Source organism: Mesorhizobium sp. M1004 (assembly GCF_040318795.1).
Lineage (GTDB): Bacteria > Pseudomonadota > Alphaproteobacteria > Rhizobiales > Rhizobiaceae > Mesorhizobium.
This window is the reverse complement of the sequence record NZ_JAMYNB010000001.1, coordinates 582,417-601,338: the sequence shown is the minus strand read 5'-3', so window position 1 is coordinate 601,338 and position 18,922 is coordinate 582,417. Positions and strand designations below refer to the sequence as shown.

General features: G+C 63.6%; 19 protein-coding genes. 12 read left to right on the top strand and 7 right to left on the bottom strand.

Going from position 1 to position 18,922, the window contains the following annotated elements:
- Positions 1-47: 47 nt before the first annotated feature.
- Entirely contained in the window at positions 48-1,136 is a 1,089-nt protein-coding gene (locus tag NKH54_RS02895) for a hypothetical protein (RefSeq protein WP_353027690.1), read from the bottom strand.
- 100 nt (positions 1,137-1,236) lie between these two features.
- Between NKH54_RS02895 and NKH54_RS02890 the strand changes: the two genes are divergently transcribed.
- From NKH54_RS02890 to NKH54_RS02870, 5 genes are all read left to right on the top strand, one after another.
- A complete protein-coding gene (locus NKH54_RS02890; protein ID WP_023686179.1) occupies positions 1,237-1,665 on the top strand; it encodes a DsrE family protein in 429 nt (142 codons plus the stop codon).
- A 73-nt stretch (positions 1,666-1,738) separates the two neighbouring features.
- On the top strand, positions 1,739-2,518 hold the full coding sequence (locus tag NKH54_RS02885) for an SDR family NAD(P)-dependent oxidoreductase (protein ID WP_023686180.1): 780 nt from the start codon (positions 1,739-1,741) through the stop codon (positions 2,516-2,518).
- A gap of 79 nt (positions 2,519-2,597) precedes the next feature.
- On the top strand, positions 2,598-2,906 hold the full coding sequence (locus tag NKH54_RS02880) for a putative quinol monooxygenase (protein ID WP_023686181.1): 309 nt from the start codon (positions 2,598-2,600) through the stop codon (positions 2,904-2,906).
- 80 nt (positions 2,907-2,986) lie between these two features.
- Positions 2,987-4,075: an AbrB family transcriptional regulator gene (locus NKH54_RS02875; RefSeq protein WP_353027689.1), complete on the top strand. Its 1,089-nt coding sequence runs from the start codon at positions 2,987-2,989 to the stop codon at positions 4,073-4,075.
- 45 nt (positions 4,076-4,120) lie between these two features.
- A complete protein-coding gene (locus NKH54_RS02870) occupies positions 4,121-4,873 on the top strand; it encodes an SDR family NAD(P)-dependent oxidoreductase (protein ID WP_023733383.1) in 753 nt (250 codons plus the stop codon).
- A 151-nt stretch (positions 4,874-5,024) separates the two neighbouring features.
- On the opposite strand, the gene NKH54_RS02865 is transcribed toward NKH54_RS02870, so the two are convergent.
- Positions 5,025-5,921 (bottom strand): LysR family transcriptional regulator, encoded by an 897-nt coding sequence (locus NKH54_RS02865; protein WP_352667083.1) that lies wholly within the window; start codon positions 5,919-5,921, stop codon positions 5,025-5,027.
- Positions 5,922-6,067: 146 nt separating this feature from the next.
- Between NKH54_RS02865 and NKH54_RS02860 the strand changes: the two genes are divergently transcribed.
- Entirely contained in the window at positions 6,068-7,603 is a 1,536-nt protein-coding gene (locus NKH54_RS02860) for an MFS transporter (protein ID WP_353027688.1), read from the top strand.
- A 10-nt stretch (positions 7,604-7,613) separates the two neighbouring features.
- Here the strand turns inward: NKH54_RS02860 and NKH54_RS02855 are convergent, their stop codons facing one another.
- From NKH54_RS02855 to NKH54_RS02845, 3 genes are read right to left on the bottom strand one after another with little or no spacing between them, the layout of a single operon-like run.
- On the bottom strand, positions 7,614-7,928 hold the full coding sequence (locus NKH54_RS02855) for a nuclear transport factor 2 family protein (protein WP_031192978.1): 315 nt from the start codon (positions 7,926-7,928) through the stop codon (positions 7,614-7,616).
- Positions 7,928-8,704 (bottom strand): esterase family protein, encoded by a 777-nt coding sequence (locus NKH54_RS02850; protein ID WP_023741035.1) that lies wholly within the window; start codon positions 8,702-8,704, stop codon positions 7,928-7,930. Before NKH54_RS02850 ends, NKH54_RS02855 begins: the two co-directional genes overlap by 1 nt.
- A gap of 5 nt (positions 8,705-8,709) precedes the next feature.
- Entirely contained in the window at positions 8,710-9,876 is a 1,167-nt protein-coding gene (locus tag NKH54_RS02845) for an ATP-grasp domain-containing protein (RefSeq protein WP_023804784.1), read from the bottom strand.
- A gap of 482 nt (positions 9,877-10,358) precedes the next feature.
- Between NKH54_RS02845 and leuA the strand changes: the two genes are divergently transcribed.
- The 4 genes from leuA to NKH54_RS02825 all read left to right on the top strand — a co-directional run bounded on the left by leuA (position 10,359) and on the right by NKH54_RS02825 (position 15,607).
- Complete coding sequence (gene leuA / locus NKH54_RS02840) at positions 10,359-12,035, top strand: 2-isopropylmalate synthase (RefSeq protein WP_023683640.1); 1,677 nt, start codon at positions 10,359-10,361, stop codon at positions 12,033-12,035.
- 193 nt (positions 12,036-12,228) lie between these two features.
- Complete coding sequence (locus NKH54_RS02835; RefSeq protein WP_353027687.1) at positions 12,229-13,998, top strand: tetratricopeptide repeat protein; 1,770 nt, start codon at positions 12,229-12,231, stop codon at positions 13,996-13,998.
- A gap of 103 nt (positions 13,999-14,101) precedes the next feature.
- Positions 14,102-14,905: an alpha/beta fold hydrolase gene (locus tag NKH54_RS02830; protein WP_023711105.1), complete on the top strand. Its 804-nt coding sequence runs from the start codon at positions 14,102-14,104 to the stop codon at positions 14,903-14,905.
- An 84-nt stretch (positions 14,906-14,989) separates the two neighbouring features.
- Positions 14,990-15,607 (top strand): hypothetical protein, encoded by a 618-nt coding sequence (locus tag NKH54_RS02825; protein ID WP_353027686.1) that lies wholly within the window; start codon positions 14,990-14,992, stop codon positions 15,605-15,607.
- On the opposite strand, the gene NKH54_RS02820 is transcribed toward NKH54_RS02825, so the two are convergent.
- Positions 15,608-16,534 (bottom strand): metallophosphoesterase family protein, encoded by a 927-nt coding sequence (locus NKH54_RS02820; protein ID WP_023683636.1) that lies wholly within the window; start codon positions 16,532-16,534, stop codon positions 15,608-15,610.
- Between the two features lie 71 nt (positions 16,535-16,605).
- Here NKH54_RS02820 and NKH54_RS02815 point away from each other — a divergent pair, with 71 nt between their 5' ends.
- Positions 16,606-17,106 (top strand): NUDIX domain-containing protein, encoded by a 501-nt coding sequence (locus NKH54_RS02815; protein ID WP_353027685.1) that lies wholly within the window; start codon positions 16,606-16,608, stop codon positions 17,104-17,106.
- Positions 17,107-17,122: 16 nt separating this feature from the next.
- Here NKH54_RS02815 and NKH54_RS02810 read toward each other — a convergent pair whose 3' ends face one another.
- Complete coding sequence (locus tag NKH54_RS02810; RefSeq protein WP_353027684.1) at positions 17,123-18,109, bottom strand: glutathione S-transferase family protein; 987 nt, start codon at positions 18,107-18,109, stop codon at positions 17,123-17,125.
- A 271-nt stretch (positions 18,110-18,380) separates the two neighbouring features.
- Here NKH54_RS02810 and NKH54_RS02805 point away from each other — a divergent pair, with 271 nt between their 5' ends.
- A complete protein-coding gene (locus NKH54_RS02805) occupies positions 18,381-18,917 on the top strand; it encodes a GNAT family N-acetyltransferase (protein WP_023686191.1) in 537 nt (178 codons plus the stop codon).
- The last annotated feature ends 5 nt before the right edge of the window (positions 18,918-18,922 follow it).

Sequence of the window (18,922 nt, the reverse complement as noted above, 5' to 3'; positions counted from 1 at the left end):
ATATAGCAAAGATATATACCATGGTAGCGTCATAGACAAGATCGAACTCAACGAGTGCAGGCCGACTGCGGCATAGCCTCCAAACGGTAGACCTTGTCATCGGACTTGGTCTTGCCATCCGCCGAGCACAGATCGACAATCGCCAGGCTGCTATTAGGGTTGGCCAGCATCAGGGTGCCGTTGGCGCCGCGCTTGAGGAAGATTTCCTTTTGCGCGATATCGCAGGAAAAGTTGCTCATCTTCGAACTGGCCGCGCAGCGCCATTGATCCGCTTCGCCCTGGCAGGAATAGGTCTGCGTGACCTTCGTCCCGTTCTTCCTGGTGGTCACCGAAACGGCGACATCGGAGCCGTCGGGCCAGTTGGCGACATCGCCTGAGGCAAAGGAGGCGAGTTCGACCGGCCCGCGGAAGACCCGGATCGACTGCGTCACCTGGTCGGGATGCGAGGAGAGATGCGCGGCATCGTAGTCTCGCCCGAAACAGAAAGGCTGGTCCGGCTTCAGTCGCTCGCGCAAGGGAGCCCCAAGCGCCGGATCGATCGGGTCGATCTTGGCGAATTCAGCCTGGCAGGTTGCGGCCGGCATCGGGTCGAGGCGGAAATTGTTGTCCTCCGAGCCCAGAGCCTGCCGGTCATATTCGGCTTCGCCCAGTTCGTCTTCCGATCCGGCGTCGAGATAGAGATCGGACGAGACGTCGGTGAGGATCAGGCGGCCTTTGTCATCGAGCTTCAGCGACGCCATGGTGCGGTCGCAGTCCATGCCGCAGCGGATCGGACCTGACTTGCCGTCCTCGGACTCGTGATTGCACCAGCCGCCGGCCCATTGCGGCGCCTTGGCGCCGCGCACCATGGTGGTGAGAAAACCGTTGTAGGAGGTGTCGGCGTTTGCCATCGGCTCCTCGTTCGGATGGCTCACCGGATCATGGCCATAGAGGAAGAAGATCCGCGCCACCTTCTGCTTTGGATGCGCCTTGAGGTGCGCCGCATCATAGACGCGGCCGAAACAGGCATCGGCGCCATTCGGGCTGAGTTCGGGTAATTTAAGCACATCGTCGGCCGCGGCCGAACCCGCAAGCGCGCCGAGCAGCACGGCGCCAAATCCAGCGCTGGCAACAACCTTCCACTTCCTGAACGCCATGTGACCCCCTCCTCGCATCGACAGGACGTAACGTGAATCTATGCTAGTATCATGGCCGCAGCCACGCAATTTGCGGGGAGCGCCAAGCCGAGAGGATGCCATGCGTCGACGCGACATGTTCCGGGCCAGCCTTGCCGGTGCCGCCGGCCTGTTCGGGCTGAGCCGGGCCGCCGCCGCTGAAGACAGACCGAAGGTCGCCTATCACCTCAGCGACCTCGATAAGGTCAACTTCGTGCTCGGCAACATCAAGAACCACTATGAAGGCACCGGCGGCAATGTCGACATCGTGTTGGTCGTGCATGGTCCGGCCCTCGCCGGCTTCAAGTCGAAAGGCATATCGGCGGCGATCTCGGGACGCTTTGCCGGCCTTGTCCAGCAGGGCCTTGAGCCGCATGCCTGCGGCAACACCATGCAAGGCATGGAGATCACGCTTGCCGACCTGCTCGAGGGCTTCCACGCCGCCGACAAGGGCGGCGTCGTCAAGCTCGCCGAACTGCAGCGCCAGGGCTACGCCTATCTCCGGCCCTGAGCCGCCACGGGCTTGAACGTGAAGGCCATGAGAGCCTACGAAGGGTGGCCAAACAGCCCGAAGGAAAGTGCTCATGACCGCGACCACCCTCGTCATCCCCGATCTTGCCGGCAAGGCGGTGCTGGTCACCGGCGCTTCGACCGGCATCGGTGCCGCCCTTGCACTGGCCTACGCCGCCCAGAAATGCCGGGTCGCCCTGCACTACAATTCGAGCCGGGAGGCCGCAGAAACGCTGGCCAAAAACATCCGCGACAGCGGCGGTGAGGTGTTCCTGACACAGGGCGACTTCTCACAGGCAGCCGATGTCGAGCGGGTAGTCGAGGAGAGCGCCGAAACATTCGGGCGGCTCGACGGGCTGATCAACAATGCCGGCGGCATGCTCGGCCGCGTACCTTATGCGGAGCAGACCGAGGCGCACTACGACGCGGTGATGGACCTCAACGCCCGCTCGGTGCTGACGGCCTCGCGCAAGGCGATGCCATGGCTGAAGAAGCAGGGCGGCTTCATCGTCAACACCTCGTCGATCGCGGCGCGCAATGGCGCTGGCGGCGGCGCCGGGCTGTACGGTTCGGCCAAGGCCTTTGTCTCCAATGTGACGCGCGGCATGGCCAAGGAACTGATCGGCTTCGGCATCCGCGTCAACGCGGTGGCGCCGGGCACCATCGCGACACCCTTCCATGAGCGCTATTCCACCGACGAGCAGATGAAGGGCATGGTCGCCACCATTCCTCAAGGGCGTGCCGGCACGGCCGAAGACTGCGTCGGCGCCTATCTCTTCCTGTCCTCCGATCTCCTGAGTGGTTACATCACCGGCCAGGTGATCGAGGTGAACGGTGGCCAGTTGATGCCGTGAGCCGGCAATTGCATACTGCGTCTCGCAACCATGCATGTCGTGCGCACGTTTGCTGAGGTTGGAAGAAAGGGGAGAGGCAATGTACGGATTGATCGGAAAGATGCGGGCGTCGCGCGGCCAGCGCGACGCGATCATGGATGTGCTGCTCGCCTCGACCGGCGCCATGCCGGGTTGCCTAAGTTATGTCATCGCCCGCGACCCGGCCGATGCCGACGCGATCTGGGTGACCGAAGTGTGGACCGACGCCGCAAGCCACAAGGCTTCGCTGCAGCTGCCGGAGGTCCAGGCAGCGATCGCCAAGGCCCGGCCGATCATCGCCGGCTTCGAATTCCAGGTCGAGACCCATCCGGCCGGCGGTTTCGGCCTGCCCGCCATCAAGAACGAGTGACATCCCAACGCGGGGTCGGGGTCGTGAATTTCGTCCGAGACAGCGTTCGCATTTTTCTCTTCCAGGTCTAAGACCCAAACATGGACTCTTCGCCAGACCAACCGGCCGTCGAACGCATGGCGCGCATGCGTCCGGTTCGGCAGTGGCTGGTGCTGCTGATCGTCTCGCTGCTGTTCGCCGGCGCGCTGGAATACGCCGCACTGCCGGCGGCGCTGCTGATCGGCCCGATGTTGGCGGCGATCCTTGCCGGCACCAATGGCGCCACGGTGCGCGTGCCGCGGCCGCTGTTCGCCGCCGCCCAGGCCTTGGTCGGCTGTCTGGTCGCGGCGTCGATCTCCACCGACATTTTTTCGGTGTTCTACAAGGAATGGCCGCTGGTCCTTGTCGTGGTGCTGGCGACCCTTGCGGCGTCCAGCCTGCTTGGCTGGTTGATCAGCCGCTGGCGCATCCTGCCCGGCACCACCGCGGTCTGGGGCTCGTCGCCGGGTGCTGCCACTGCCATGGTGCTGATGGCCGGTGCCTTCGGCGCCGATCAGCGCCTCGTCGCCTTCATGCAGTATCTGCGCGTCATCTTCGTCTCGATGACGGCAGCACTCGTCGCCAAGATGTGGGTCGACACTTCGGGCATCGAGGTACCAGCCATCGTCTGGTTCCCGCCGATCGAACCGGCAGCCTTTGCCGCCACGCTCGGCGTGGCGCTGGTCGGCGGCCTGCTCGGCCGGTTGTGCCGGCTGCCGTCACCCTTCTTCCTCGGCACCTTCATCATCGGCACCATCGTCCATCTCGGCTTCGGCGCGGAGATGCAATTGCCGCCATGGCTGCTGGCGCTCTCCTATGCGATGGTCGGCTGGTCGATAGGGCTGAATTTTACCCGGGCGATCCTGCGTCATGCGACACGGGCGCTGCCGCAGATCGTCGGCTCTATCGTCGTGCTCATCGCCTTTTGCGGCGGGCTAGCCTGGCTGATCAGCCACGTCCTTGGTATCGATCCGCTGACCGCCTATCTCGCGACGAGCCCCGGCGGCATGGACAGCGTCGCCATCATTGCCGCCGCCGCCCAGAACGTCGACATATCCTTCGTCATGGCCTTGCAGTCGGCCCGCTTCCTGGTCGTGCTCATCGCCGGGCCGAGCATAGCGCGGCTGGTGGCGAGAGCCGTCAGGGACTGAGATTCAAATATGCAGGGAAGAGGAAAAGTGCCCATGAACCGTCGTGTGAATGCCGTCGATCTCTCAGGCCGGGTCGCCGTGGTGACCGGCGGCGCGCAAGGCATCGGCCTTGCCGTCGCCCGGCGACTGCTGTCATCGGGTGCCAGCGTCGCCATCTGGGATGTGGACGAGACCGCCATGGCGAAGGCCGTTTCCGAACTCGCCCCGCTCGGCCGGGTCGAGGGTTTGCTGTGCGATCAATCGCTGATCGAGGCCGTCGACAGCGCCGCGACGGAAACCGAGCGCTCGCTTGGTCCGGTCGATCTGCTGGTAAACAATGCCGGCATCGCCGGACCGGCAGCGACGGTGGCGGATTATGATCCTGCCGCCTGGCGCCAGATAATCGACATCGACCTCAACGGCGTCTTCTACTGCTGCAAGCGCCTGGTGCCCGGCATGATCGCGCGCAGCTACGGCCGCATCGTCAACATCGCCTCGGTCGCAGGCAAGGAAGGCAATCCGAATGCCGCCGCCTATTCCGCCGCCAAAGCCGGCGTGCTCGCGCTGACAAAATCGCTCGGTAAGGAACTGGCCGGCCACGACATCGCCGTCAACGCGCTGACCCCATCGCCCGCCCGCACCCGCATCCTCGAACAGCTCACTGAGGCCCAGGTCGCCTACATGCTGGGCAAGGTGCCGCGAGGCCGGTTCGTCGAAGTCGAAGAGGCGGCTGCGATGATCGCCTTCATGCTATCGGACGAAAATTCCTTCACCACCGGCGCAACGTTCGATCTCTCCGGCGGCCGCGCCACCTACTGAGAAGCGTCGCTGTTCCTTGCTGTCGCCGTCGCTGTCGGCGCCGCGAAGGACTAGATCATGATGAGATTTCGTTGAAATTTCATCATGATCTAACCCTTTGTTGGAGCATGACCTTTTCCAAAAACCGGTACCCACTTTTTGGGATCATGCTCTAAGAGCCGCCCAGCGTCGCGGCAAGCCGGTCGGGAAGGAAATCGACGAAGGCGCGAACCTTCGGCGACAAATGACGATTGGACGGCCACAGCAACCGGAACTGGCCGCGGCCGTCGACATGGTCGTCCAGCACCGTGCGCAGCAGGCCGTCACGCAGCGCCTCGCGGACCAGGAAATCGGGCATCGAGCTGATGCCGAGCCCGGCCATCGTGGCGCCCTTCAGCGCCTCCGTGTTGTTGCAGGTCAGCATCGAGCGGACCTGCGGCTCGGCGCTGCCGCCGATGAACGGCCAGCCTTGCAGCTTGCCGCTGTTGGGAAAGCGGAAGCGGATGCCGTAATGGTTCACGAGATCGTCCGGACCGCTCGGGTTGCCGTGCTGCTCGATATAGGAGGGTGCCGCACACAACAGCAGCCGGAAGGGTGCAAGCGGCCGCGCCACCAGGCGCGAATCCGGCAGGTCGCCGCTGCGGATCGCGATGTCGACGCCTTCGTCGATGAGGTCGACGATGCGGTCGTTGAAGTCGATGTCGAGTTCGATTTCGGGATAGCGCGCCATGAACTCCGACAGCACCGGGAACAGCAGGTGATAGGTCACGATCGGCGTCGAAACGCGCAGCCGCCCATGCGGTGTTTCGCGGCTCCGCGACAGCATCGCCTCGGCATCGTCGATGTCGTCGAGGATGCGCCGCACCCGCTCGTTGAACAGCTTGCCCTCTTCGGTCAGGCCGATGCGGCGCGTGCTGCGCTGAAGCAACCTTACGCCGAGATCCCGCTCGAGCCTGGCGACGCTCTTGCCGACGGCCGATGCCGAGATGCCGAGCGTGCGGCCCGCAGCGATGAAGCTGCCGAACTCAGCCGTGCGGGCAAAGGCCAGGAGCCCATTGAGACGTTCCATCGCATCTCTCCATTCGAGCGTTTCAGTCCGATATATCTGGAGATTTAACACTATTTTTCTCGAAGTGTCGCGGGCCTATCTTCCCGTTACGACCGGCGCAGCAAGCTTGCGGCAGGCCGGCGGATCCTGGTTCAGATAGGAAATCCATGACCTCGAAGACCACAAACGGCGCGGTCGCGCCATGGCTTGTCCTGTTGTCGGTATGCCTTGCCGCCATGACAATGCCCTTGACCTTCACCGGCCCGGCCGTCGCGCTTTCCCGCATTGCGGCCGACCTCGGCGGCAGGCCGATCGCGCTCAACTGGGTGACCAACGCCTTCATGCTGACCTTCGCCGCCACCTTGATGGCATCAGGCGCGCTGGCCGACAATCATGGCCGCAAGCGGCTCTTCCTTGTTGGCCTCGCCACCTATGTGCTGGCATCGCTGGGATCGATGTTTGCCCCTGATATCGTCTGGTTCGATGTGCTCAGGGCTGCGCAAGGGCTCGGCAGTGCCGCCGCCTTTGCCGGCGGCGCCTCCGCTCTTGCCCAGGAATTCGATGGGCCATTGCGGCTGCGCGCCTTCTCCTTCCTCGGCACCAGTTTCGGCATCGGCCTCGCTTTTGGGCCGATCGCGTCGGGCCTGCTCATAGATGCTTTCGGCTGGCGATCGATCTTCGTCTTGGTGGCAGTGCTCGCGATTGCAGCCGCTTTGCTCGGCCTGCGCACCATCAGGGAATCGCGCGATCCGGATGCGACCGGCCTCGACTGGGCGGGAGCCGGCACCTTTACGATCGCGCTGGCATCGCTGACCTACGGCGTGCTGCAAGCGCCGCAGAGCGGCTGGACCGATCCCCTGGTGATCGCGCTTCTCGTGGCGGCCGCCCTTTGCTTTGCCGCTTTCGTCGTCGTCGAGCGGCGCGTGCGCCGGCCGATGCTCGATCTCTCGCTGTTCCGCTTTCCCCGCTTCGTCGGCGTCCAGTTCCTGGCGGCCGCTCCCGCCTATGGCTTCGTCGTCCTGCTGGTGCTGTTGCCGATCCGCTTCATCGGCATCGAGGGGATGAGCGAGATCAAGGCGGGGCAGTTGATGATCTGCCTGTCGGGACCGCTGTTGATCCTACCACTGCTCGCCGGCCAGGTAGCGCGCTGGATCGCTCCGGCAACGATCTGCGGTGTCGGCCTGCTTGTGGCCGCCGGCGGCCTTGTCTGGCTGAGCCTGACACCGCCTGTCGCCGCAGCGCTGGTGGCGCCGCTGATCCTCATCGGCGTCGGCATCGCCTTGCCCTGGGGGCTGATGGACGGACTTGCCGTCGGCGTCGTGCCGAAAGAGCGTGCCGGCATGGCGGTCGGCATCTTCAACACCACCCGCGTCGCTTGCGAAGGCGTGGCGCTGGCGATCGTCATGGCAGTCCTGTCGGGTTTCACGGCAGCCCAACTGGCGGCTCAGGGAACGGCGTCTTCCCTGGATGCAACCGCCGCCGCGCAGCTGCTGGTGACCGGCAACATCGGCGAAGCGGCACCCCGCTTGCCGGGTGCCGGAGCCACGGTCCTGGTCCAGGCCTATGAGATCGCGTTCGACAGGCTGCTGATCGTGCTGGCGGCAATCACCATCGTCACCGCCCTTGTCGTCTTTCTCGGCTTGCGCCGTGGATCGGCGGTGGAACACGAGACCATTGCTCTGCCGGTTTGCCAGGAAGGGTAGCTGAGCCGCGTCAGGAGATGACGAGGCTCGCTATGCGGTGGCCGTCCAGCACGAAGGTCATGTCACCCTCGCCGTTGAAGCCATTGCCTTTCACGGCAATGCGGACGCGGTAGCTGCCCTCGACCTCGGCGATGCGGACAATGCGAAGATTGGACTTCACGCCGATATTGTCCGACTGGTTCCAGCGCGCGATCTGCTGGCGGCCTTGGAAGGACCGCCCCCAGTCGGTCAGGGACGCGTCGGCTGTGAACGTGTGGAGAACGGCTTCGCTATCACCCGCATTGGTGGCCTCGATAAAGCGGCGGATAGGTTCGGGTGTGGTCATCAATCGAGCCGGTGCATCAGATCATCATCCAGCCAGCGGCCGAAGAAATAGACCAGCTGCTTGTGCCACCATGGCCAGTCATGACTGACATCGCCGCCCCAATAGTCGACCCAGGCGGGAATGGATTTGTCGCGCAGGATCTGTTCCAGCCTGCGGGTCTCGACCAGCATCCGCTCTTCCCAGGCGCCCTGCCCGCAGCAGAAGATCATCCTCAGCGACTTCAGCCGGGCAAGCAGCTTTGGGTCTACGGTGCCGGGCAGATAGTCGAGCGGTGAATTGTAGAAGATATCACCTTCCAGCGCCTTGCCGAAGAAGTCGCCCGCCGAATAGACGCCCGACAGCGCGATGACGCCGCTGGCGAGTTCGGGAAAGCGAAAGACGAAGTTCGTGGAATGATAACCGCCCATCGAACAGCCGGTGAACAGCGGCTTTAATTTGCGCCCGCCATTGGCTTGCTCGGCGGTCGCCAGAAACTCCGGCAGCGCCTCCTCGCGCACATATCGGAAATAAGCCTCGTGGCGACCGATGCGGTGGGCGACGCCGGCATGCTTGTTGAAGAACGATTCCGAATCGACGCCGTCGACCGCAAACAGCTGGATGCGGCCGGTATCGATGAATTCGGCCAGCGCTCCAACCCCGCCGGAATCCTCGAACTGGTAGAACCGCCCCTGCGACGTCGGGAACACCACCACCGGCCGGCCGGCATGGCCGTAGCGCTTGTATTCCATGTCGCGGCCGAGATTGCCGGAGAAACCCTTGTGATAGGAGATGTCCATCGCGTCTAAGCCTTTTCCGCGTGGATGTAGGCGACGGCCGCGCGCAGCTCTCTCTCGTCCTTCGAGCGCATCTGGTAGGCGTAATTTCCCATGGCGCGGCTGAAAACATTTTCTATCGGCTGATGATGGACGATCTTGTCGCGATGCGCGGCTAGCACGTCCTCATGGCTGTGCAAATAGTGGAGGTGCTGCTTGCGGCTGGCATAAGCGGTGAAATACTTGCCCTCATAAGGACCACCGGCGGCATCCTTCACCACCATGTCGGCCCAGGCCGCGTAGACGTCGATGTCGAACGTGTAGTTGATCGCATCGGTCATCCAGGCGCCGGGCGGCCGCATGTTGACCTCAAGCGCGATGACGCGGTCGTCCTTGGTTTCGAACAGCTCGATGTGGAAGAAGCGCTCGCGCACGTCGAACGCTTTGAGGATCTTGCGGCCGGCCTCTTCGATCGCCGGTCGGACCTTGGGAAAGCAGGTGTAGCTCATGTGGCGATCCTTGTTGACCACTTCCATGATGCTCTGGTCGTAGCGGTGGCTGGCCGCCAGCACCACCTCGCCGTCACGGTTGACCAGCCCATCGAAGGTCACCACCAGCCCCTCGATGAATTGCTCCATGACGAAGGTCACGTCCTCGGGCTTGTCTCTGAAAAACTGGTCAAGCTCCCTGGCGTTGGAAATCTTGAAGGTGTTCGAGGCGCCGGACCCGGAATCGGGCTTCACCACCACGGGATAGCCGACGCGGCGGATGAAGGTCATGGCGCCGGCCCGGTCGGAGCATTTGCGCTGGGCGATGGTGTCGACGCCGCTCTTGCGGAAGAATGCACGCATGCGGCTCTTGCGCTTCAAATTCTTCACGAAATCGAGCTTGGTGCCGTAGATGTTGAAGTCGGTGCGGATGTTGGCTTCCAGCTCCAGCCAATGCTCGTTGAGTGACTCGAAGCGCTCGATCCGGCCCCATTTGTGGATGAAATGACCCATGGCCCGGAACACCGGATCGTAGTCCTCCATGTCGGCGATGCGGTAATATTCCGACAGGGCCACCTTCAGCTTGCCGTCCAGCGCCTCATAAGGCGCATCGCCAATGCCCAGCACCGTAGCGCCGGCCTTTTTCAGCCGGTCGCAGAAATCGGCGCCGTTGGCGGGAAAATGCGGCGAGAAGAAAACAAAATTCACGGATGATCCCTCCGACGGCGAAGCATTGCGGGCTCGGCTACACGCAAGTCTGGCGCATTTGCCGCGCATGGGGAAGAGTGCTCGCGAGTGGTGGAATGGCAGCCCACTTGCCTGTCCATGGCGGCTCCTGTATGAACCCCGCCATGAACACGCGCGTCTCCTCCGTCGCTTCCCGTCCGACCGGCTTTGCCGGCGAGACCGTGCGCGCGCTGGCATCGACCCTGCTTCTTCTCGGCCTTATCGGCGATCGCCGGGTTCGCTGAAGGAGCGCCCGGCGGTCGAACCGCCGCTTACGCGCACGCTCCTTGGCCAGTTCAGAAATTGGCAATTCACATCAAGCGAACGAAAATCTGATAAGGCGCTGCTCGCCCTGGAATCCGTCCGAAGACCGATCCGCGAGCCGCCGGGAGAACAAGACGATGAACGCACGAGAAGACATCCGCGCCGGCGAAGCCGAAAGCGTAAAACGCGCGGCCGGCCACATGCCGGGCGCGGCCCGAAAATACCAGCCCTACCCGACGGTCGGTCTCACCGACCGCACCTGGCCCAACAAGGTCATCGACAAGGCACCGGTCTGGTGCTCGGTCGATTTGCGCGACGGCAACCAGGCGCTGATCGATCCGATGGGTCATGAGCGCAAGGCGCGCATGTTCGCCCTGCTGCTCGACATGGGTTTCAAGGAGATCGAGATCGGTTTCCCCTCGGCCTCGCAGACCGATTTCGATTTCGCCCGCTGGTGCATCGAGGAAGGCAATGTGCCGGCTGATGTTTCGCTACAGGTGCTGGTGCAGTGCCGTCCCGAACTCATCACCCGCACCTTCGAATCTCTGAAGGGCGCCACCAACCCGATCGTGCATTTCTACAATTCGACCAGCGAGTTGCAGCGTCGCGTCGTCTTCGAGAAGGATGTCGGCGGTATCAAGCGCATCGCCACCGACGCGGCCAAGATGATCACCGACATGGCGGCCAAGGCCGGCGGCGGTTATCGCTTCGAATATTCGCCCGAAAGCTTTACCGGCACCGAGCTCGAAGTCGCGCTGGAGATATGCAACGCCGTCACCGAGATCGTGAAGCCGACAGCCGACAACAGACTGATCATCAACCTGCCGTCGACGGTCGAGATGTCGACGCCCAACATCTATGCCGACCGGATCGAATGGATGTGCCGCAACCTGGACGACCGCGAGAACCTGCTGATCTCGCTGCACCCCCACAACGATCGCGGCACCGGCATCGCCACCACCGAGCTCGGCCTGATGGCGGGTGCGGACCGCGTCGAAGGCACGCTGTTCGGCAATGGCGAGCGCACCGGAAATGTCGACATCGTGACGCTGGCGCTCAACATGTACACGCAAGGCGTCGATCCCCATCTGGATTGCTCCGACATCAACCGGATGAAGGACGTCTACGAATATTCCAACCAGCTGAAGATCTCCGAGCGCCATCCCTATGTCGGCGAACTCGTCTACACCGCCTTTTCCGGCTCGCACCAGGACGCCATCAACAAGGGCATGAAGGCCTTGAAGAAGGCCAACACGCCGGTCTGGGAAGTGCCCTATCTGCCGATCGATCCGGCCGATGTCGGACGCAGCTACGAGGCGATCATCCGCATCAACTCGCAGTCGGGCAAAGGCGGCATCGCCTATGTACTGCAGGCCGATTACGGCCTCAATCTGCCGCGCAACCTGCAGATCGAGTTCAGCCAGGAGATCCAGGCGATCACCGACGCCGAAGGCAAGGAAGTGCCGGCAAAACGCATCCATGACCGCTTTATTGAAACCTATGTCGACCAGCCCGGCGCACGACTGAAGTTCCTCGACCATCACACCTATCCCGATACCGAGAAAAAGGGCCGGCGCGTGGTCGAGGCGGTGATCCTCGACAACGGCAAGGAGACGACAATCGCCGGCTCCGGCACCGGCCCGATCGACGGCTTCGTCGATGCGCTGTCGCGTCATGTTGGCGTCGACATGTCGGTGCTTGATTATTCCGAACATTCGCTCCAGCGCGGCTCGAACGCCTCGGCGATTTCCTATGTCGAGATGGAATATCCCGGCGGCAAGCTGTTCGGCGCCGGCATCAACACCAACATCGTCGCCGCCTCGCTGGAAGCCGTTGTTTCGGCCGCCAACCGGATAATCGGCCGCAAGGCCGGCTGATATTTTCCCGGGCGCCGAATGTCCGCGGCGCCCGGAAATCCCCCATTTGCCGAGGGAAATTCCGGTCTTTTGTGTCAACCACCGGCAACTATCCGGTGTGTTACGCGATCGCATAACATAAGCATGCTTGTATGGAAGTGCAGGCTCTATATGATCGCGCCTCAACCTGTGCCGACTTCGAGAGGATCGACACTTGCAGCATGCCACGCCTGCCGCCCCCGCAGTGCGCGAGACACTGGAGCGACTGCTCGCCAGCGAAACGTTCGGACGTTCCGAGCGCGCGCGCAAGTTGCTGCGCTATCTTGTTGAGCGCGAGCAGGCCGGCGAAGCCGACAGGCTCAAGGGTTTCTCCATCGCCATGGACGTCTTCGGCAAGGACGGCGATTTCGATTCGTCGACCGACGCCGTTGTCCGGGTGCAGGCAGGCCGGCTGCGCGAACTTCTCCAGCATTATTTCGCCAATGAAGGCATAGCCGAACCGGTTCGCATTGCCATTCCGCGCGGCGGCTACGTGCCGTCCTATGAGCTCAACGCCATACGCCTGCCGGTTGGGCAGGAGCCGCTTGCGGCGGCGGTAGCCACCTTGCCCGGACCGCCCGACCAGACGGCTCTTGACGCCGTTCCCGCTGGCGCGACGGCCGCGGGGGTTACAGAACCTGGGCCTTCGCTGGCGCGCCATCTCCAGTTCTTCTGGGTCGCCATGACGCTGGTCATCCTCATGCTGGGCGTGCTCATCCTGCGCCAGGGCAGCGGCGCATTGCTTGCCAGCAGTGATCCGACCTCGGTGGTCGAGACCGCTGGCGTAACGAGCAGCATCGCATCGCCGTCGATGGAGGCCCTGCCCCTCGTCTACATCGCCGTGAAGGCCACCGGCCCCGAGGCCGGCCGCGTCGCCGCTTCGCTGCGCGCCGGCCTTGCCGGTTTCGACACCATCGACTTCATCGGCCGCGACGCCGACAGCAAGCGCGACCCAAGCACCGACCCGACCAGCTTCGTTTTCGATGTCCTGCCGGGACCAATGGCAGGTGACGTGACGCTCGAACTGCAGAGCGTGGCGACCGGCCGCGTGCTTTTGTCCCGCAGTCTGACGGCCGCCGACAGCGCACCTGGCACCGTCGAGGATCGTATCGCCGCCATCCTCAGCTCGACCATTCCCGCCTCCGGCCCGCTCTACAGCTACATCGAACAGAACGGCATTCAGACCGGGCTGACGAGCTGCCTGATCCTCAACGACAGATACTATCTCGACCAGAGCACCAGGACGCACGAGGCCGCCTATCGCTGCCTGGACAACCTCGCCGGCCAGGGTGCGAAATCGTCGTTGGTCTATTCGGAACTGGCCTCCCTGACCCTTGAGGCCGCCACCGATCATTACGCCTATCCGCCTGGCGCGACGGTCGAACAGGCAATGTCTTTCGCCCATCGCGCCATCCAGATGGGACCGACCAGCCCCTATGCGCACCGCGCCTATGGCTACCTCAACTCGCGCCTCGGCAACACCGAGGAATCGATCCGCTGGATGCGCAAGGCCTATGAGCTCAACCCCTACGACCTCGGCATGGCTGCCGCTTACGGCTATGGCCTGATCTTTGCCGGCAAATATGCCGAGGGAACACCGATCCTGACCCATGCCGTCGAGACGTTCAGCGGCCATCCGACATGGTGGGATTTTGGGCTTTTCGCCGGACAGTTCATGCTGGGCGACATGAACAAGGCCGCGATAGCCAGCGAGTCGCTGCGCACGACGGCGATGAAATCGCATTATCTGGCGGCGCGGCTGATCGGCGCCAAGGCTGCCGGCCGCGAACAGCTGGCAGCCAAGCTTCTGGATGAGCTGACCACCAAATTCCCGAAATTCGCCGCCGATCCGCGCGCGGCCTTCGCCGAGCGCAAATATCCCGCCGATCTGACCGACCGGCTGGTTGAGGCGCTGCGCGCCGCGGGCCTCGGCAACGCCAGCTAGTCTTTCCGGATCGCGAAAACTTTACTGGCCATCGGTCTGGACTGGGAGCAATCCAGCCTCGATTCGAATTTCCTCTCCAGTCTTGCAATAATCGCACATTTTCATGGTCTCATCCCTCTATGTTGCCGAGCGGGGCGCCGGGCCGAAGACGGTCGTCCTGCTGCATGGCTTCGGTGGTTGCCATGATATCTGGCGCGAGGTGACCGCGTCGCTAGGGCCCGATATCAGGACTTTGGCCTACGATCTTCCGGGACACGGACTGTCTCTCGAATTCCCTGGCAGCGGCCCGGCCAAAACAGCGGCGCGAGCGGTTCTCGCGGATATCGCCGCACGCGGGATAGCAAGGGTGCATGTCGCCGGTCATTCGATGGGCGGTGCGGTCGCCTCCCTGATGGCGCTTGCCGAGCCTGACAGGATAGGCTCGCTGACGCTTCTGGCGCCGGGCGGTGCTGGGTCAGAGATCAACGGACCGCTGTTGCGCCGCTACGCCGCGGCCGCCGACAGACGGGAAATCCGCGCCTGCCTTGCCGCCATGTCGGGACCGCGAAGCCCGCCGCCCGAACGCATCGTTGGCGTCCTGGCGGACCTACGCCGTCGCCCCGGCCAGTTGCGCAAGCTGATTGAGATATCGGCCGTCATGACCAGGAACGAGCGGCAGGGGGTCATACCCCGCGAACAGCTGGACACCCTCGACATGCCGGTGATGGTGGTTTGGGGAACGGACGATCCGGTGCTGCCCTTTACCCAGGCTGATTGTCTGCCGGCGCATTTTCATATTCATCACGTGCTCGATGCCGGCCATATGCTGGTCGAGGAAGTGCCTGATGTGGTCGCCCAGGCCGTGCGCCGAAACATGGCACGCCGCGGCAGGCGCCTGCGTCCGACATTCGAGGCCGCGGCGAGCTAACTTACTTGCGCCCCGCATCTCGCCAGTGCATTTTGCCGCCGCCTGTGTTAACTCGCAATTAACCATATCAGCGAGGCGACGCCGATGAAGGACACTGGCGAAAACATCACCCCCATCGACACCTCCCGCAAACTGTCCGACGCCGTTCGCGATGTGAAAAATGCCTTCGCCGATCGCGACGATGTCGTGGTCGACATGCGCGAGGCGCACCGGATGCGGCTTGATCTGCTCGCCGCCGAGCTCGCCCCGGTCTTTGCCGACGTGCCCGCCGACATGGACAATTTCGACTTCGTCGTCTCCTCCGGCCTGCAGCCCCGCCTGTGGATCGACGCCGTCAGCCATGTCGCCATGGGGCGCGACCGCCGCACCTACCGCTTTATCAGGGATACCCGCATCGGCCGCGTCGTGCTCGCCGAATCGACCGATATGAAACCGGTCGCCGATCAGGTCACGCGCTATGTGGCGGAGCGTATCGTCGAGCGCCAGCGCATGATGGAGGGCGGTGTCGAGCCGGCCGTCGCCGACCTGAAACGCGCCGCCGTGCCGGAAGCTGAGCCGCCCTTGCAAGCAGCCGTGCCCCGCAGGGGCTGGTCGACGTTCCTTTCCGGTCTCGGCTTGGTCGCCGCCGGCGCGCTTGTTGGCCTGGCGGTGGCGGCCGCGCTGTTTTGGGATCGCCTGATGGCGATGAAGATCAGCTTCTGATCAACGATCTGGAGGCCTCGGTGTCTGCGCGCCGAGTTCAATGACCTGCAGGTCCGATGGCGGCAAGGCCGGCCCGGTCAGGCCGCGCCGCGTCAGGCGAATCAGCCAATTGCCCTTCTCCCCGTCAATATCGAGCAGATTGTACTGTGCCGCCGGGTTCTTGCTGCCTGGCGACTGCCCGGCGGCGGCGACGCCGACGACCGGAATCCTGGCGCCGCGCCCGCCGATGAAGAACAGCGACGGCAGATGCGAATGGCCGTGCAGCACGAGTTCGGCGCCATGCCTATGAACGGTCTTGTGGAAGCGGGAGATGCCGAACAGGCGCTTTTGCTGGGCGACGGCGCCGCGCACCGGCGGATGATGGATCATGATCACCCGCAACAGGCCGCGTTTGTTCGTTGCGTCGAGCACTGTCGCCAGCCTTTGCGCCTGACCTTCGAGGAAGAAGCCGTTGGCCATGAACGGCGCCGTGGCGCGCGCCGTCGAAACGCCGATCAGCGCGACATTGCCGCGTACGCGCAGATAGGGAAAAGCGTTGCGGTCGATCGGCGCAGTCACGCCGTCGCCGCTCATCCACGCCGCCCAGGAGCGGCAGACCTTGTCGAAGGCGCCCGGCACATAGGCGTCGTGGTTGCCCGGCACCACCGAGACATCCTCCGGAGAACCCAGCGTCTCAAGCCAGTGCTTGGCCATCTCGATCTCGCCGTCGAGCGCCAGATTGACCAGATCGCCGGTAACGGTGAGGTGGTCGGGTGTGCTCGCCTTCATGTCGGCGACGATGGTGTCGATGACGGCATCGTGCATATGGCGGCGGCGGTTGCGCTGCCAGTTGACGTAGCCGACGACGCGCTTGGACGCGAGTTCGCGATAGGTTACACCGGGAAGCGGCCCCAGATGGACATCGGAAATATGCGCGAGCCTGAACATCCTTCCTTCATAGGCGACGCGCTCCCCGCTTTCCACTCACTGTTTCCTGCCCATCCACGGTTTCGCTAGTCATGGCTATATCGGACCCGGAGCAGGCGTTTCGCCAGACCGGCTGGGCAGGCCTCAGGGCAAGGCTGTTCCATCTCTATTTCCTGCTGCGGCGGCCGATGACGCTGGGCGTGCGCGGCCTGATCCACGATCGCGCCTCGAACACCGTCTTCCTCATCCGCCACACCTATGTCCCCGGCTGGCAATTGCCGGGCGGCGGCGTCGAGGTCGGCGAAACGCTTGGCGAAGCGCTGGCGCGGGAACTGGCCGAGGAAGGCAATATCGCGCTCACCGCCCCGCCGGTGCTGAAGTCGATGCATTTCAACCGCCGCTCCAGCCGCCGCGACCATGTCGGCCTCTATCTCATCGAAACCTTCAACCAGACCGCGCCGAAACTGCCGGACCACGAGATCGCCGAAGCAGGCTTCTTTCCGCTCGACCGCTTGCCGCATGGCACGACGCCGGCGACGCTGCGGCGGCTTGCCGAGGTTTTTGAAGGCCAGCCGGTATGGCCGTACTGGTAGGCTGTCAATCCGATGCTCACGCCGCCTGCCTGAACCGCGCCCGGTCGTGCGGCGCGCCATAGTCGAGCCCAGGCCCGACCGGCACGATGCGCGTCGGGTTGATGCTCTCGTGGCTGCCGTAATAGTGCATTTTGATGTGGTGCAGGTTCACCGTGCCGGCGATACCGGGCACCTGGTAGAGGTCGCGCAGATAGTTCGAAAGGTTCGGATAGTCGGCGATGCGGCGCAGATTGCATTTGAAATGGCCGACATAGACCGGGTCGAAACGCACCAGCGTGGTGAACAGCCGCCAATCGGCCTCGGTGACACGCTCGCCAATGAGATAGCGCTGTTTTGACAGTCGGCCCTCCAGCGTGTCGAGCGCCGCGAACAGCTCGCCGAATGCCTCTTCATAGGCCGCTTGCGTGGTGGCAAAGCCGGCGCGGTAGACGCCGTTGTTGACGGCGGGAAAGACCAGCGCATTGACCTTGTCGATCTCGCCGCGCAGGCCTGGCGGATAGGAATCGAGAGCGGCATCGCCCCACTCGTCGAAGGCCGAATTGAGCATGCGGATGATTTCGGCGGATTCGTTGGAGACGATGGTCTCTTCCTTCTTGTCCCACAGCACCGGCACCGAAACCCGGCCCGAATAGGCTGGATCGGCCTTGGTGTAGATTTGGTGCAGGAAGTCGAGGCCGTAGAGCGTGTCGCCGGTGGCGCCATCCTCGGCCAAAAACGTCCAGCCCTCAGCACCGAGGAAATGATGCACGACTGAAACCGGGATGATGTCTTCTAGCTTCTTCAGCGCGCGAAAGATCAGCGTGCGGTGCGCCCACGGACAGGCGAGCGAGACATAAAGATGGTAGCGTCCGGGCTCGGCCTTGAAGCCGCGCGTACGACCTTGCGCCGGCGCGCCGTCGCGCGTGATCCAGTCACGCCACTGCGTCTCGGCGCGGATGAACCTGCCGCTGCTATCGACATTGGCCGGACGGTCCTGCCATTTGCCTTCGACCAGCAATCCCATACGAAATCTCCTTGCGTGCCTTGGCCAATGTAGTCGCAAGGCGGCAATGCCGAAGCCGTCATCTGCTGAACAGAGCGTCACTCGTATGAAACGCCGGATGAAAACAGCCGATTGCAGCCGCCGGAAATTGATGCTAGCGGACACTCCGCATGTTCGATCTTGGCTTGATCCGGTTTGACCGACGACGAAAGGGCGCCCGCGCTTAGAAAGCGCTGACTGGCGAACGCTGCCGCTTGCAGCAACCTTTCCTCTTTATCGGACCGCGAAGACCATGAGCCTTGCCGACGTGAAATACCTGCCGGAAACTCCGGCGCATGATCCCGAAATCGAAGCCATCAACGACGAAGCCTTTGGCCCCGGCCGTTTCGTGCTGGCCGCCTACAAGATTCGCGAGACCGGCGGCCACGAGCGCTCGCTATCCTTTGTCGCCATGGATGGCGACATCGTCGTTGCTTCGGTGCGCATGACCCGCATCGCCGCCGGCGCCGGACGCGCGCTGATGCTCGGGCCGCTCGCCGTGCGGCCCGCCTTCAAGAATCTCGGTATCGGCCGCCGGCTCGTGGCGATCGCGCTGGAGGCGGCCGCCAAGGCCGGCGCGCCGGCGGTGATCCTTGTCGGCGACGAGCCTTATTACGGCCCGCTCGGCTTCAGAAAGATCCCCCGCGGCCAGATCTCCATGCCGCGCCCGGTCGACCTCGACCGGCTGCTGTCGCACGAGATCGTGCCCGGTGCCGTGGCGCGGCTCTCCGGCGAGGTCGGCCATGCCAGCCTTGCCAGGATCGCGGAGCAGGCACCAGTGATGGCCTGAGCTCC

What these genes read in the sequence shown, in the direction of transcription:
- NKH54_RS02895 (WP_353027690.1), bottom strand. Translation starts at nt 1,136, where the DNA reads ATGGCGTTCAGGAAGTGGAAGGTTGTTGCCAGCGCTGGATTTGGCGCC.
- NKH54_RS02890 (WP_023686179.1), top strand. Translation starts at nt 1,237, where the DNA reads ATGCGTCGACGCGACATGTTCCGGGCCAGCCTTGCCGGTGCCGCCGGC.
- NKH54_RS02885 (WP_023686180.1), top strand. Translation starts at nt 1,739, where the DNA reads ATGACCGCGACCACCCTCGTCATCCCCGATCTTGCCGGCAAGGCGGTG.
- NKH54_RS02880 (WP_023686181.1), top strand. Translation starts at nt 2,598, where the DNA reads ATGTACGGATTGATCGGAAAGATGCGGGCGTCGCGCGGCCAGCGCGAC.
- NKH54_RS02875 (WP_353027689.1), top strand. Translation starts at nt 2,987, where the DNA reads ATGGACTCTTCGCCAGACCAACCGGCCGTCGAACGCATGGCGCGCATG.
- NKH54_RS02865 (WP_352667083.1), bottom strand. Translation starts at nt 5,921, where the DNA reads ATGGAACGTCTCAATGGGCTCCTGGCCTTTGCCCGCACGGCTGAGTTC.
- NKH54_RS02860 (WP_353027688.1), top strand. Translation starts at nt 6,068, where the DNA reads ATGACCTCGAAGACCACAAACGGCGCGGTCGCGCCATGGCTTGTCCTG.
- NKH54_RS02855 (WP_031192978.1), bottom strand. Translation starts at nt 7,928, where the DNA reads ATGACCACACCCGAACCTATCCGCCGCTTTATCGAGGCCACCAATGCG.
- NKH54_RS02850 (WP_023741035.1), bottom strand. Translation starts at nt 8,704, where the DNA reads ATGGACATCTCCTATCACAAGGGTTTCTCCGGCAATCTCGGCCGCGAC.
- leuA (WP_023683640.1), top strand. Translation starts at nt 10,359, where the DNA reads ATGCCGGGCGCGGCCCGAAAATACCAGCCCTACCCGACGGTCGGTCTC.
- NKH54_RS02830 (WP_023711105.1), top strand. Translation starts at nt 14,102, where the DNA reads ATGGTCTCATCCCTCTATGTTGCCGAGCGGGGCGCCGGGCCGAAGACG.
- NKH54_RS02825 (WP_353027686.1), top strand. Translation starts at nt 14,990, where the DNA reads ATGAAGGACACTGGCGAAAACATCACCCCCATCGACACCTCCCGCAAA.
- NKH54_RS02820 (WP_023683636.1), bottom strand. Translation starts at nt 16,534, where the DNA reads ATGTTCAGGCTCGCGCATATTTCCGATGTCCATCTGGGGCCGCTTCCC.
- NKH54_RS02815 (WP_353027685.1), top strand. Translation starts at nt 16,606, where the DNA reads ATGGCTATATCGGACCCGGAGCAGGCGTTTCGCCAGACCGGCTGGGCA.
- NKH54_RS02810 (WP_353027684.1), bottom strand. Translation starts at nt 18,109, where the DNA reads ATGGGATTGCTGGTCGAAGGCAAATGGCAGGACCGTCCGGCCAATGTC.
- NKH54_RS02805 (WP_023686191.1), top strand. Translation starts at nt 18,381, where the DNA reads ATGAGCCTTGCCGACGTGAAATACCTGCCGGAAACTCCGGCGCATGAT.